Genomic DNA, 14,544 nt, shown 5'->3' on the forward strand with positions numbered 1-14,544 from the left:
TTATTCTTTTATTAATAAGTTAGGTAAATAACTGAGCTTTAAATCATCCCCAATTCTTTCACATTCTTGCAATTGCCACAATGGGGCATCCGCAAGTTTTTCTAAATGCGGGAGTTGGCATAATCCTCGAGCGTTATCCCCCAAGAGTTTCGGGGCGACATAAATGATTAATTCATCTACAGCATGTTGTTCAATCAGGCTTCCCGCTAAATTGGCGCCCACTTCAACCCAAATGGAATTCACTTGTCTCTTGCCTAATTCTGTCATCAATAGATCGAAATCATAGTTTTCTGGCAGTAACATTTGCTCACAGAAATCAGGGAATAGAGACATATCTCGTGGAATTGAACCCACAAGCCAAACTGGCGAATGGGTGCGGAATAATTGATGACTTGGTTGAACTCGATTTTTAGAATCTAAGATTATGCGAATAGGCTGACGCACAGTATCTTCAGCATATTCCGCTTTTAGATCGTCGGGGAATTGATTCCAACGCACGTTCAAGCTTGGATCATCGGCTAACACGGTAGCACTTGTAGATAAAAGTGCGGTCGCTTTGGCTCGCATTTTTTGTACATCCGCACGGGCTGCTTCACCCGTGATCCACTTGCTTTCACCGCTCGCCATAGCTGTTCGGCCATCTAAACTCATGGCTAATTTTAGCTGTACATAAGGCTTGCCAGTTCTCATACGTTTGAGAAAACCTTTATTTAAAGCTTCTGCTTGTTCGTTCAATAAATTGACCGCACTTGGTATGCCTGCATCGGCTAACATTTTTAAGCCCTTGCCCGCCACTTGAGGATTAGGATCAGCCATGGCTGCGACAACTCGACTGACACCCGCTTCAATTAAACCTAATGCACAAGGCGGTGTACGACCATAATGAGAACAAGGTTCAAGCGTCACATAAGCAGTTGCGCCTTTCGCTTTCTCACCGGCATCTGCCAACGCTACTCGTTCTGCATGAGGCTGACCGGCTTTAAAATGAAACCCTTTCCCGACAATTTCACCGTTTTTAACCAACACACATCCTACGGATGGATTCGGCGTAGTGGTGTACTGCCCTTTTGCTGCAAGCTCAAGAGCCAGTTGCATAAATTTCACGTCATCAGGGGAAAAGGTGTCACTCATATTAATCCTTTAAGCTTTCAATTTCTTTGGTAAATTCATTGATATTATCAAAGCTCAAATAAACGGACGCAAAACGGATATACGCCACTTTATCTAATTCTTTCAGCTCATTCATGGCTAATTTACCTACGAGATGACTTGGTACTTCTCGTTCACCCGTCGCACGTAATTGGATAATAATATGGCTGATGGCTTTTTCCACATCATCCGAACTTACTGGGCGTTTTTCTAATGCATGTTGAATACCGCTACGCAATTTATCTTCGTTAAACGGCTCGCGTGACCCATCATTTTTAATAATTTTTGGCACCACTAATTCGGCCGTTTCAAAGGTGGTAAAGCGTTCATGACAATTCCCGCATTCCCGACGACGACGTACTTGATACCCATCAGAAACCAAACGGCTGTCAATCACCTTAGTTTCTTCAGTTGAACAAAACGGACAACGCATTTTAGATCCTTTTCAAAATTATTCTTAAGCCATTATCTTATCAAAAATCCAAGATCTTTTCGATCTGAAGATCCGCTTTAAGACAACATTTCTCCAAACCAAGATGTGGTTTGTTTCACCAACTGCAAAAGGCCTTTCTCTGATTTAAATTGTTCTGTTTGCCCTAACACCCTCGCCCAATAAGGATCAGCTTTTCCATAGCCATAAGGATCATCTTTCGCAAGGGATTCGATATTCGTCAAAACATTGTCAAATTTGACCGCACTTTCATCTTTTTCAATAAACTTCGCTATATTTTCCGTTGGAATGAGCTGAATTTGTTGCTGGCTTTGTAAATAAGCCTCTACATACATTTTCAGTTTCTCAAGTGCGGTTGATTTTTCTATTGTTTTTAATGTTAAATCCTTATCTTTAGCGATAATACGTGGTGGCAGTGCCTGCTCTTTTGTCGCCAGTTGAATGAGATAATAGAGCCATGGGCGAATACGATAACGCTCTTTATATTTTGCAAATCGCCATTCGATTATCTGATTTTCATCGCCAAATAATGGCTCCATATAGCCAAACAAGCGAATACTGCCTTGTGCCGTTTCCACCACAAAATCAACACTCTCACTGTGGGGTGAAGAATAATCCTTAATTTTCTCTTTAAAAGCCAATACATCAGCACGAATGGATTGCGCACAAACTTCCGCAAACTCGCCGCGTGGCATGATGCCTTTTACTCGCTGTTTGGCGAAATAATCGTTAAATTTCGCTTCCTCTAAATGCAATAACTCATTACTAATGCGATAATGATCCAAACCATTTAACGTAAAGTTTTCACTTTCTTCAATGCGATCATCTTCATCTCGGAAATATACGCCAAGCTGCTTTTCAAAAAAGAATTTCACTGGATTTTCAACAAAACTCACAAAACGATCGAGTTCAATTTCCGTTATTGGCTCTTGATTTTCTGCCATCGGCACAACAAATTCATGACATTTTCTTTCTTGGAATTGCGCAATCGGTAGCCATTTTTTTGCAAAAGAGCGGTTAATTTTCCCTTCATTTTGGAAATTACTTGGGCTAAACGCCGTCATTGGATGTTGTTCAATTCTCAAGCCATTGTCTGAATAATGATTAATATAATCAATTAACTGGCTCACCAATACTGAAGGCTCTTTGGGTTGATTATCAATAATTGAACAACCCACATAACTCACATAAAAATGAGATCTTGCGGCCAGCAAGGCTTCAAGGAATAAGTAACGATCATCATCTCGACGAACACGATCGCCTTTTTGATGATGATATTGCATCAAGTCAAAACTATTTGGTGTATGACTGCGTGGGTAATCTGCCTCATTCATCCCAAGCAAACACACCACTTTGAAAGGAATAGAACGCATTGGTAAAAGCGTGCAGAAATTCACTTTCCCCGCTAAGAAACGAAGGCTGTTTGGTGTTTCTTCTAAACGAGCAGACATCACTTCCGCAATCACATCCGCTTGCAAGGTTTCTTCAAAATTGACGGTCTGCAAATCATCGGCAAAGGCATTGATACAATCTTGAATATAAAATAAGGTATCCGCTGTTTCTTCATTTTGCACAAAGAAATCCATCAAAAGTGCGGTCAATTTTTCACGCCATTTTTCAATATTGTGTGCCTTTTGCAAATCTTGATGCCATTTATTTAAGGCCGTAAAAAATTGATTCACTGCACCAACTAACTGCCCTTTCAATCCATAGCTACTATCAAGTCCAAGGCTGTCTTGCCAAACACCTTGCTCTTCACGCATCGCATAGCCTAAAGTCATACGTTCAAGCCCCGCCTGCCACGCATTAAAATTCAGTGTGTTCTGCAGTTTTTCTAAACCAAAGCGAATACCCGACTCTTTCACCCATTCACGAATTTGTTCGAGATCTGCAAGCGCAATGTTAAAACGATCACGGATAGCAGGAATATCCAATAAAGCCAGTACTTCTTCCGCGCCAAACTGACTTTCTCTTAAATTTAACAGGGAAAGATAACTCGACACGATCACATCACTTTCAGACAATTTACTGTCAGAAATTGAGAATGGAATAACAGGTGCGTCCGCACTATTCGCACCAAAGACAGCCTGAATATAAGGCGTATATTGGTTAACATCGGCCACCATGACCACCACATCTTTTGGTGTAATCTGTTCTTCTTTTGGTTTATGTTGATTCTGATTGAATAAATCCAACAAATAATCATGCAACACTTCAACTTCTCGCATCGCGCTATGGCAAGATTTCACGACCAAAGAGCGGTCATTTTTCGCGACATTTAATGCACCATGACTTAACGTCAAAATTTGATTTTGGATCTGCCCTAACAACGTTTTTTCGGGAAGTTCTGCATAGTAATCACGGGAAATAGCTTGAATATTCTCCTCATCTCGCACTAATTGATAGAGAAAATCCCGTCCCATTTTTCCCCAAGAGGCTAAAAGCGGATTTCCGCTGAACAATTCTTCTTGTTGATTGGTGTAATCAAGGTTAGCAGATTCCCATGACACTTGCTCGGCTGAAATTAAAGGCTTCACATCATCACTTGCTTGCACGAAACGCTGTCTTTCTAATAAATAGGATTTACTCAGATCTCGCAAGTCGCCCCAATATTCTTGACATGGATTATTGAAGAATAAATGCACGTCTGTTTTAGCTGAAATACCTTGGAAAATATTGAGATAAACCGTTGGCAATGCTGGAATACCAAAAATAAAAATACGTTCCGGCAAGTTGAGTGTCGCATTGGGATCACGACATAATGCTAAAAATTGTTGATTGAGTGCAGCACGATGCTTTGCTTTTCCACCGAAATCACGTTGAACATCATCCACCAAGGCTCGCCATAAAATTCCCTGCCAGTGAATATTGCCTTTAATTTGAGAAAGAAAGGTAGGATTTAATGCCGAAAGCCCCTGCTTTTGCTGATCAATTTGAGCCAAGATCTTTTCATCGTTATTTTCCTCCCATGCAGCAATCCATTCGGGACGATAGACGAGATATTGGTCAAATAAATCGGCAACTTTTAGGCTTAATTGATAAAGCTTTTGCTGTTCTGATGCAGGTGAAGACGCTAAATATTTTTTTAATGGTTCAAATTCTTTTTGCTGTAAAAAGGTAGGGATTAATCGCATTAATCGCCATAACGTTGAATCTTTTTCAAAAGGGTTTTGCGTAGAAACATTCGGCAAATTATCGGCGTAAAGTTTCCAAATAAAACTGGAAGGCATGGGGAATTGGAAATTCGCTGCAACGCCGCGTTTTTTAGCCATTTCCATTTGCAACCATTGTGCCATACCTGGACTTTGCACCAACACAATGTCAGATTGAAACGGATCATGTTGCGGTAAATTTTCCAACAGCGAAACTAAAATATCCTTTTGAATTTCTGGTTGGTTTGAATAATAAGTAACGAACAAAGTAACGCCCTTTTGAAAGCAAAAACAATGCGTTATTTTACTCGGTTTTCAATAAAAATTCACCTTGAGGATAGCGTATATTCACTTGATGATGACTGCATTGAATTGCAAATTGAATGCCATTTTGTTCTACGCTATTTTCACAAGACAAGCCTAAAAACTGACGTTGAGCCTGATTTTCAGCGATTTGAATCGCCTGAAATTCTTGAAAAATTCTGACCGCACTTTTTCGTTGCTCAGTCGTCCATCGGTTAAAAATCAAAAATAACCCGCTGAAAATCGATAAGGCTAATAAAAGTGACATTAACGACATGCCTTTATTCACTTTGATCTTGCGCACTCAAATCACTCCAACTTTTATCCACCAAACGCCATTGGCTATATTCTTGTACGAGTTTTGTCACCACGGCTTTACCGTAAGCTACCGTCACGCCTCCCTCCAACTTAAGAGAGCCTCCAGTAATCACAGCACCGCTAATACGCCCTTTGCCGATTAAACTTAAATCTCCTTCTGCTAGCAGAATACCACTCACATTCCCTTTAATTTCTAATTGGCTTTGCGTTATCCAATACACTTGTGGTGTTTTTTGAACAGTTAAAGTAGTATCTACTTTCACAAAGTGCGGTTGAAAATCAGCTTGTTTTTCGCTGGAAATAAAATCTCGCAGCATATTTTCATTAATGCCTTTTGTGGGCGATTTCTTAAACAACTCTGCACGTTTACACCAAACAGAATAGGCCACTTTATCCTCTGCCCCTGAAGACTCGAAAAAGATTTGTTTCACTTTTTCAGTACCATTTAAAGGCAAGTTTTGGCAAATGTGTGTTTGTTGTTGCTGACTGATTTTCTGTAAAGGAAGGCTCTGTTCTACGTAATATTTTCGCAAACTCATTTGAGCTCGAAAAAACGCAAAGATCTGTTCATCAAATAATAAGATCAGCGCCAATAAGCCCGAAAGTAAAATCAGTGCCGTCAGTGTCACAATCCCTTTTTTCATCATTCTTCTTGATTTAATAAAGGCACCACAAGCGAAGTTTCATATTGAATATGCTTATGTGTTGCAAGATTTCCCGCGAGTTTGATTTCAATCCCTTTCCCTGCCTTTAACCAATCAAAACGTAATTGAGAAATCTCAAACTCTTTTTCATCCAATAAATCTGTCCATCCACCACCAGCATTACAAGTAGATTGCATTAGAGCACGCTGACATTCTTCCGAGCGACAATCTGCATTTACCGCATTTTTATAAGTTTGTTTGGTTTCGATCATTTTGCCGTTAAGTTTGTAACCAAATAGCTCTTTTTCGATATTTTTTGCCACATTTTTAACGCCATTTACGCAGGTATTTTTTGTGTATTTTTCACCAATACAACCATTAGTATTTAAATCATAAAAAAACAAGACACAACTATTTGATGGTGCATTGTCTGCTTGAGCAATGGTTATTGAAGTACCCTTTTCGTCTAATTCGAATAAAACCAGATTATCCTCGATGAGTTTTTGGTTTACGGCTCGAAAACCTACGCGACGCAGATCTTTACCGATGAGTTGAATGGTACGTTGCAATTCAGACTGTAATTTGAGTTGTAACATTAAACGCTGATTTTGCTGTTGAGTTTGGGCATAAAATTGTGCAACTAATAACAATAATAAAGCGGATAAGCCAAGTGAAATCAACAAACTCACCAATGTTTCGCCTTTTAATGGTTTCATCTTGTACATGCACTCGCTGCTTGATCAGACTTTAATTTAATACTGCCTACATTGAAAAAAGAGAACAATGTTCGATGCTCTTCAGCCTGTAACATAAAACAATTCGTTTCCATGGTATTTCTGGCCCCATTAAATTTCACCGCCACTTCTGACGGATATAATTTAGGGCCGATAAGCATCGTTTTTTCTTCAAAATAAGGATAGTAAAAATGCGCATAAAGGTTTTTAGGACAATTCTGGGGATGAAAACAATCACAAAAATGATCGCTTTTTACTTGAGCTGTGATACACCAACGTTGATTTGCTGTATCTCGATTGGCCAAAATAAACCAAATCGCCGATGAGTTTTCTGCCCTCGCTTGAATATTACGTAAGAAAAAATAAAGCCGTTGTTGCTCTTTTTCAAGAAAATATTTGGGATCGTTTTTCTGCCATTTAGGCAATACAAACGCTAACGTTAAGCTTAAAATAAATAACGCAATCAAGGTTTCTAATAAGGTTATCCCTTTATACATAAAATGCCTTCTTTTTTGACCGCACTTTAAAAGTCCTTTAGAAGAAAGCCAAATTGGCTACTTTATTTTTGCGATACCGATCGCAAATTTCCTTTAAAAAATGGGAAAAACCGTGAATTAAACATTTTCAACTGGCTATTTACTAAAACTCCCTTATAATAGGCGACCTATTTATCTGTTCTTTAAAATCTGGTGGAAATATGAATCCAATGTTAAATATCGCTATTCGTGCGGCACGAAAAGCGGGCAACGTGATTGCTAAAAACTATGAGCGCCGTGATGACATCCAAACAAGTAAAAAAGGTATTAATGATTATGTGACTAGCGTCGATAAAGCCGCTGAAGCTGAGATCATTGAAATTATTCAGAAATCTTATCCTGATCATACAATTATCAGTGAAGAGCGTGGTGCATTAGAAGGCAAAGACAGTGATATTCAATGGGTGATTGATCCACTAGATGGCACAACCAACTTTGTAAAAGGCTTGCCACATTTCTCTGTTTCTATTGCTATCCGTGTAAAAAACCGTACCGAAGTGGGAGTGGTTTACGATCCTATTCGTAATGAATTATTCACTGCTGTGCGTGGTGAAGGCGCAAAATTAAATGAAGTGCGTTTACGTGTCGATAGCCAAAATGAACTTAACGGGGCGATTTTAGCTACCGGTTTCCCATTCAAACAACCAAGCTTGATGCCAACTCAATTTGCTATCATGAATAACTTAATTGATGAAGCAGCTGATTTTCGTCGTACAGGTTCTGCCGCATTAGACCTTTGCTATGTAGCATCCAGTCGCGTTGACGGCTATTTCGAAATGGGCTTAAAACCTTGGGATTGCGCAGCGGGTGATTTAATTGTACGTGAAGCTGGCGGTTTAGTGTGTGATTTCAATGCGGGTCATGGCTATTTACGCTCAGGCAATATCGTGGCTGCACCAGCGCGTATTTTAAAAGAAATGCTAAATAAAATTCAGCCTTGCCTAACGGAACAAGTTAAGTAAATCTTAACAAAAGTGCGGTGAAATTTCACCGCACTTTTTTCTGACTAATTTCTGTCGAGTGGCTTTCTATTTTCTTCCGTTTCTGGCTCAAGATCCAATTTTGCCATAAGAAGCTGATCGCCATCTTCTTCTGGATTACCTGTCACTAACAATTTATCACCATAGAAAATGGAATTCGCTCCTGCCATAAAGCACATGGCTTGCATTTCTTCACTCATGCCTTGACGACCTGCAGAAAGACGAACATAACTTTTCGGCATAGTAATACGCGCAACGGCAATAGTGCGAACAAACTCTGTCCAATCTAAATCAGCTGCATCGGCCATTGGTGTGCCTTCCACTTTCACTAATTGGTTAATTGGCACTGACTCAGGCTGCGGATCAAGATTTGCCAAACTTGCAATGAGGCCTGCTCGCTCTTTACGGGTTTCGTTCATGCCCACAATACCGCCACAGCAAACTTTCAAACCGGCATGACGAACTTTTCCTAACGTACTTAAGCGATCATCAAAACGGCGTGTACCAATGACATTGTGATAATTCTCTGGCGCGGTATCTATATTATGGTTGTAATAATCCAATCCTGCATCTTTTAACTCTTCCGCCATACCATCTTGCAACAGCCCAAAGGTGCCACAAGTTTCTAAGCCAATATCTTTTACCGCACGAATAATCGCCGTCACTTTTTCCATATCCTTTGGCTTAGGACCACGCCATGCTGCGCCCATACAAAAACGTCCTGCACCACGTGCTTTCGCAATTTTGGCTTTTTCAACAATTTCATCAATATCCAAGATCTGCTGATTTTGTACACCTGTTTGATAACGTGCTGATTGTGGGCAATAACCACAATCCTCTGGACAGCCACCCGTTTTAATCGACATCAACGTCGATAACTGTATCGCGCCAGGGTTGAAATGCTCTCGATGCACTTGAGCCGCACGATAGACTAATTCTAAAAAAGGTGTTTCAAATAGTGCTTCGACTTTACAAACAGACCAATACTCCACTGAAGGATGGGGCGTAATAGATGAAAGCTGTACTACATTTGTGGTTGTCATTATATTTTCCTTGTTTTAAGCAACGTCGCTTTTATTAAATTGAGCATATTACTCTGCAATATGATAAAAAGAGATCAGATCACTTTTCCTTGATGAATTTCAATCACTCGATCAATATGCCGTTCAATTTCTTTGGGTTGATGTGTCACTAATAACATGGTGAGCTTTTTCTCTTCACATAATTGATCCATTAAATCCTGCATTTCAATGCGTAATTTAGGATCGAGTGCAGAAAAAGGCTCATCCAATAATAAAATGGGTTTATCTCGTAGCAAACAGCGCGCCAATGCCACTCGCTGTTTTTGTCCACCTGAAAGTGCGGTCGGTTTTCTCGTTAAAAAATCCTGTAAATTAACTGCTCTAGCAGCTTGTTCTACAAGGGCTTTTTCTTCTGCATTTAAGGCTAAATTCGGTTTTAAACCTAAAGCAATATTCTCTTCTACGGAAAGATGAGTAAAGAGATTGTTTTCCTGAAATAGCATGGAAACAGGGCGTTCAAAAGGTGCTGTTTTGGTATGATTTTCATCATTTAGACAAATCTCGCCACTATCGGCATATTCGAAACCGGCAATTAAATTCAGTAAGGTACTTTTTCCTGCGCCACTTTCACCAATGATGGCGATTTTTTCCTGGGCTTGAATATGTAAATCAAATACCATCGGCATGGATTGATAATTGAAGACCACATTATTTAATTTAATCATGTTGTTCCTTCTGCCCTTCAATAAACATAAATAAACCTAAACATAAGCCCAATAAAATCAATGCCGTCACTGCCGCTTCTTGGCTTCGATATTGTCCGATTTGTTGATAAAGCAAATGAGGCAACGAAGTGAAGTCAGGGCTACCAAATAAGGCTATCGCTGTAAAATCGCCGAGTGATAAAGTCGTTGCGAGTGCCAAGGCATATTTCAACGGGGCTTTTAGTAGCGGATATTCAATTAAACGAAAACGCTGCCAGCCTGTAATATTCAGCGATAAACAGAGTTTTTCATAATATTGCATCGATTGACTCATTGGTGTATTGAGAATTTTGAGCACAAATGGCAAGGCAGCCAAGGCGTTACAAACAGATACCACTACAAACAAATGCCCTGCTGAAAAATCAATATCTTGTAACCAAAGGAATAAGCCGACTGCTAAGACAATCGTTGGAATGGCTAAAATCATCATGCCCCCCGTTAAAATTAAGTGGGCTAATTTGGGATGAGATAACCATTGCAGTTGACGGGAAAGTAACAATAAGAAGAACCCAAATAATACCGATAAAATCCCTGCGGTCGGTGCCATGGTTAATGAATAAGCAAGCGCTTTCCATAATTGTGGGTTTTGCCAATAGCCAAATAATTGGGTAGCTGACAAACCTTGGAAAATAATATTGAATAAGGGACTTAAAATAAATAAGCACACCGAGAATAAGACAAAAACATGTCCAAATTTGACCGCTCTTGAAACAGGTAAAACCCATCGATAACGTTGCGAAATCTGCGTTTCAGGTGCTTTCGCCCAATATTGTGAAAGTGAAAATAATGCAAAACAAAATGCAAATTGTACCAACGCAAAAAATGCGGCTTTGGGTAAATCGAATTCAAAGAAAATGGCTTGGTAAATCGCGACTTCTAATGTGCTATTTTGCGGCCCGCCACCAAGCGCCAATACAATCGTAAAGCTAGTGAAACACAGCATAAAAATCAGTACAAAGGCAGACACGATTTGGCTTTTCAAATAAGGCCATTCAATTAAACGGAAAAATGTGAAACCTTTGATATTTAATTGTGCCGCGAGTTGATGCTGTTCGGTTGGTACACTTTGCAAAGCCTGCAAACTCATTCGTGCCGCTAAAGGAATATTAAAAAATAAATGGGCAATGAGAATGCCACTTAAACCATAAATGGAGGGTTTCCACGAAATACCTAAGGTTTGCAGCAGTTGTGTTAGCCAACCGGCTGTGCCATAAATACTAATCAAACCGAAAATAGCCAGTAATGCCGGCAAAACAAAGGTGAGGGAAAAAATACGTAAAATGAGCGATTTGCCTTTGAAATCTAAATAGAAAAAAGCGCGTGCAAATAAAGTACCAATTATGCTAGAAAGCAAGGCAGACAAGAATGCCTGCCCGACACTAAAGGCGATAACTTGATGCAAATAATCGTCTTTTAAGAAGTCAGATAAGGCATAATCACTTCCAACTGAAAAAACCGCAGAAAGTGAAAATCCATAGAGTAAAACAATGAAAAAAATGACCGCACTTCCGCCCAAATAATGGCGAGGACGAAAATGCGGATGTTGCAATAAGCTCATTAATACTATTTAGATAACGCTTTTTGCCATTGATTGATCCAGCCTTTCAGCTGCTCACTTGTTACCGTAGTAGTATCTAAAATACGCATTGATTTTGCGCGAGAATTAAGCGCATCAATATGACTTTCGATATTGGTCTCTACCACAGGTAACATCACATTATTTTTAGCAATATCCGCTTGAGCTTGCGGTGAAAGTAAGAATCCTAAAAATTCATCAGCACAGGCATTATTGCGGTTAGCCACTTTGGCTGCCACTTCAACTTGTAATACGCTCCCCTCTGCAAATTCTGTTGCCACATAATTATCTTTTTGTTCAGACAGAATATGGTAAATCGGTGAAGTATTGACGCTTAAAACCACATCACCTTCGCCTTTTAAGAAGGTCCCATAAGACTCAGTCCAACCTTTGGTGACCGTGACCGTATGTTTAGAAAGGGTTTTCCAGGCATTTGCTACATCTGCTTCTGGATAAACTGCATTCATCCAAAGCAATAATCCTCGTCCAATACTGCTTGTACGCGGATCTTGATATAACACTTTAAGATCTTGACGCTCAACTAATTCTTTTAAGCTTTTTGGTGGATTAGTCAGTTTATTTTTATCATAAATAAACGCATATTGCGCATAATCAAATGGTAAAAAAGTTTTATTTTTCCATTTAATCGGTAAGCGTAACTGGCTTAAATCCACTTTATTTGGCTCAAAAATATTGAGTTTTTGTGCTTCTTCAATTTGATAGCTATCTAAACCAAGTACCACGTCTGCTTTAATTTTTTTACCTTCTAGACGAACACGGTTAAACAAAGTGCCATTATTATCAAAAGCCACATAATTCAGCTTACATTGCGGGAATTGTTGTTCAAAAGCTGCTTTAACTTTTGGTCCAGCACTCCAATCAGCACTAAATGAATCATAAGTATAAACATCTAATGTTTGAGGTGCAGCAGCTTGTGCGAAAGCGGAAGCGGTAAAAAGTGCGGTTAAAATGGGAAGTGTTTTGTTCATTATGCGTTCTCCTTATTTTTGCATAACGAAACAGCATAATGGGATAATTAGTTTCCTACGCCAGCATTATCTGTTTCAGGTTCACGGGTGTTTCTCAGCCATTAATATTGGCACCCCGACTAAGTTCTACGTAGTCTAACGTAAGGGAATTTTATCAACAAGTTATTTAACTTAAAAATGTTAATCTGATCACATTTTTATAACAGGTTTATCATTTTTTGAGCAAAAGAAAACCTGCTAAAAAGCAGGTTTATCTTGGTAATCTATCGTCAATTAAGCTTGATGTTTAGCCGCAACTTCGCTTAATAAAGTTTGAAGTTCGCCCGTTTGGTACATTTCTAAAATAATATCACAACCACCAATTAATTCACCTTCTACCCATAATTGTGGGAAAGTTGGCCAGTTTGCATAAGCCGGTAATTCAGCACGAATATCTGGGTGTTGAAGAATATCAACATAGCCGAAAGGTACTTTGCAATTCATTAATACTTCAGATGCACGCGCAGAGAAACCACAAGAAGGCAATTTGGGAGAACCTTTCATGTAAATTAAAATTGGGTTTTCAGCGATTTGTTTTTTGATTTTGTCTAATGTTTCCATAATGTTCCTTGTTCAAATAAGTCTGAATAAGACGCTATTCTAGCATAAGATAGAACCTGAGTGAAAGACTTGGTCTTACCAACTTCCACCCGCTCCGCCGCCGCCAAAGCCACCGCCACCAAAGCCACCACCGGAAGAACCACCGCCACCGAAGCCTCCACCAAATCCGCCTCCGAAACCAGAACCGCCACCACGACGACGAGAAATCGTACTTTGACGAATGATTTTATTCAGTTGATCACGTTGATTCGGGCTAATATAGACTTCATCTTTGTGATATTGGAATTCACCAAATAATACAATAGCAATAAATGCCAATACCATTAAGAATGGGATGTACTTATCAAACGCATCTTCTTCAACTTGTGCTGCATCAAACTCGCCTTTACTTGCCGCAATAATTTGGTTTAAGCCATCATTAATACCTTGGGCATATTGACCTTGTTTAAATTGTGGCAAAATGGCCGAACGGATGACTTGCGATAAAAAAGCATCAGGCAATACACCTTCTAAACCTTGCCCTGTTGCGATAAAGACTTTTCGATCATCCTTCGCAATCAGCATCAACACGCCATTGTTCAGATTTTTACGTCCAATCCCCCATTTATCACCTAAAGCAAAGGTATAATCAGCAATTTCATATTCACCGGTTGTCGGAACCAAAACAACCGCGATTTGTGAACTCGTTTCTTTACTATAAGCAATTAGTTTATTTTCTAAAATTTGCTTATGTTCTGCAGAAAGCGTGTTGGTGTAATCGTTAATGTAATGAAAAGGATTTGGTGCAGGCGGAAATTCTGCCGCAACAACCATTTGAGCAAAAAAAATAAGGCTAAAAATAACCGCACTTTTCATAAAAGATAAAAGCTTAGCCATTAATAATTACCTCATTAGATAATTCATTCACATCATCAGGCTGAATAGGAAAATGGCGAGATAAAATATCACAGATACGATCAATCGCATCGACAATGCCCTGTGTATAAGCTTTTTGTTTAAACTGCTCAATCATTAAATCGCATTGTAACTGCCAATAAGCCACATCAACAAATTGATGAATGCCTTTATCACCTACGATTGCACAGAGATGATTTTTATATCCCACATAAATCAACACGGCATTTTGTGCCGCTGTTTTATGCATTTCCAGTTCATCAAATACTTCTAAAGCACGTTCCATCGCAGACAGTTGTGTTGAAACCTTGGGTACTTTGCGTTCAATATAAACACGTAACTCAGCCGAACTTAAGCTTTCGAGGCGACTAATCGCCGCCTCGATTTGCTTTTTATCTACCGGAATTCTGGAAAAGAATGGCATAGATAAAC

15 protein-coding genes and 1 riboswitch are annotated in these 14,544 nt (G+C 39.4%); of the genes, 1 reads left to right on the plus strand and 14 read right to left on the minus strand.

Annotated elements, in window-relative coordinates:
- From ribD to ACXVWP_RS08725, 7 genes are all read right to left on the minus strand, one after another.
- On the minus strand, nt 1-1,131 hold the full coding sequence (gene ribD, locus ACXVWP_RS08695) for a bifunctional diaminohydroxyphosphoribosylaminopyrimidine deaminase/5-amino-6-(5-phosphoribosylamino)uracil reductase RibD (protein WP_289902451.1): 1,131 nt from the start codon (nt 1,129-1,131) through the stop codon (nt 1-3).
- Nucleotide 1,132: 1 nt separating this feature from the next.
- Complete coding sequence (gene nrdR / locus ACXVWP_RS08700; protein WP_005695670.1) at nt 1,133-1,582, minus strand: transcriptional regulator NrdR; 450 nt, start codon at nt 1,580-1,582, stop codon at nt 1,133-1,135.
- 77 nt (nt 1,583-1,659) lie between these two features.
- Complete coding sequence (gene recC, locus ACXVWP_RS08705; RefSeq protein WP_297569274.1) at nt 1,660-5,019, minus strand: exodeoxyribonuclease V subunit gamma; 3,360 nt, start codon at nt 5,017-5,019, stop codon at nt 1,660-1,662.
- A gap of 37 nt (nt 5,020-5,056) precedes the next feature.
- The gene (locus tag ACXVWP_RS08710; protein WP_049364346.1) at nt 5,057-5,323 is read right to left on the minus strand and encodes a DUF5374 domain-containing protein; all 267 of its coding nucleotides are present in this window, start codon (nt 5,321-5,323) and stop codon (nt 5,057-5,059) included.
- A gap of 13 nt (nt 5,324-5,336) precedes the next feature.
- On the minus strand, nt 5,337-6,017 hold the full coding sequence (locus ACXVWP_RS08715) for a DUF2572 family protein (RefSeq protein ID WP_289902453.1): 681 nt from the start codon (nt 6,015-6,017) through the stop codon (nt 5,337-5,339).
- A complete protein-coding gene (locus ACXVWP_RS08720) occupies nt 6,017-6,733 on the minus strand; it encodes a hypothetical protein (protein ID WP_369866785.1) in 717 nt (238 codons plus the stop codon). Before ACXVWP_RS08720 ends, ACXVWP_RS08715 begins: the two co-directional genes overlap by 1 nt.
- A complete protein-coding gene (locus ACXVWP_RS08725) occupies nt 6,730-7,248 on the minus strand; it encodes a prepilin-type cleavage/methylation domain-containing protein (RefSeq protein WP_297569283.1) in 519 nt (172 codons plus the stop codon). The genes ACXVWP_RS08720 and ACXVWP_RS08725 overlap by 4 nt, the downstream gene beginning before the upstream one ends.
- Before the next feature lie 200 nt (nt 7,249-7,448).
- Here ACXVWP_RS08725 and suhB point away from each other — a divergent pair, with 200 nt between their 5' ends.
- Nucleotides 7,449-8,249 carry an inositol-1-monophosphatase gene (gene suhB / locus ACXVWP_RS08730; RefSeq protein ID WP_297569285.1) on the plus strand — a complete coding sequence of 267 codons (801 nt, stop codon included), beginning with the start codon at nt 7,449-7,451 and terminating at the stop codon, nt 8,247-8,249.
- Between the two features lie 44 nt (nt 8,250-8,293).
- On the opposite strand, the gene bioB is transcribed toward suhB, so the two are convergent.
- The 7 genes from bioB to ACXVWP_RS08765 form a co-directional block, all read right to left on the minus strand.
- Complete coding sequence (gene bioB / locus ACXVWP_RS08735; protein ID WP_049355387.1) at nt 8,294-9,310, minus strand: biotin synthase BioB; 1,017 nt, start codon at nt 9,308-9,310, stop codon at nt 8,294-8,296.
- A gap of 74 nt (nt 9,311-9,384) precedes the next feature.
- Entirely contained in the window at nt 9,385-10,014 is a 630-nt protein-coding gene (gene thiQ / locus ACXVWP_RS08740; RefSeq protein ID WP_297569290.1) for a thiamine ABC transporter ATP-binding protein, read from the minus strand.
- Nucleotides 10,007-11,611: a thiamine/thiamine pyrophosphate ABC transporter permease ThiP gene (thiP, locus tag ACXVWP_RS08745; protein WP_297569293.1), complete on the minus strand. Its 1,605-nt coding sequence runs from the start codon at nt 11,609-11,611 to the stop codon at nt 10,007-10,009. The genes thiQ and thiP overlap by 8 nt, the downstream gene beginning before the upstream one ends.
- A 5-nt stretch (nt 11,612-11,616) precedes the next feature.
- Complete coding sequence (thiB, locus tag ACXVWP_RS08750) at nt 11,617-12,618, minus strand: thiamine ABC transporter substrate binding subunit (RefSeq protein WP_289902459.1); 1,002 nt, start codon at nt 12,616-12,618, stop codon at nt 11,617-11,619.
- Nucleotides 12,619-12,653: 35 nt separating this feature from the next.
- Nucleotides 12,654-12,746: riboswitch (TPP riboswitch) on the minus strand.
- A gap of 145 nt (nt 12,747-12,891) precedes the next feature.
- Complete coding sequence (gene grxD / locus ACXVWP_RS08755) at nt 12,892-13,218, minus strand: Grx4 family monothiol glutaredoxin (protein WP_049355391.1); 327 nt, start codon at nt 13,216-13,218, stop codon at nt 12,892-12,894.
- 75 nt (nt 13,219-13,293) lie between these two features.
- Nucleotides 13,294-14,094 (minus strand): TPM domain-containing protein, encoded by an 801-nt coding sequence (locus ACXVWP_RS08760; protein ID WP_049355392.1) that lies wholly within the window; start codon nt 14,092-14,094, stop codon nt 13,294-13,296.
- Nucleotides 14,087-14,536 carry a TPM domain-containing protein gene (locus ACXVWP_RS08765; protein ID WP_049355393.1) on the minus strand — a complete coding sequence of 150 codons (450 nt, stop codon included), beginning with the start codon at nt 14,534-14,536 and terminating at the stop codon, nt 14,087-14,089. Before ACXVWP_RS08765 ends, ACXVWP_RS08760 begins: the two co-directional genes overlap by 8 nt.
- Between the last annotated feature and the right edge of the window lie 8 nt (nt 14,537-14,544).

The organism is Haemophilus sp. SZY H56 (assembly GCF_054332415.1).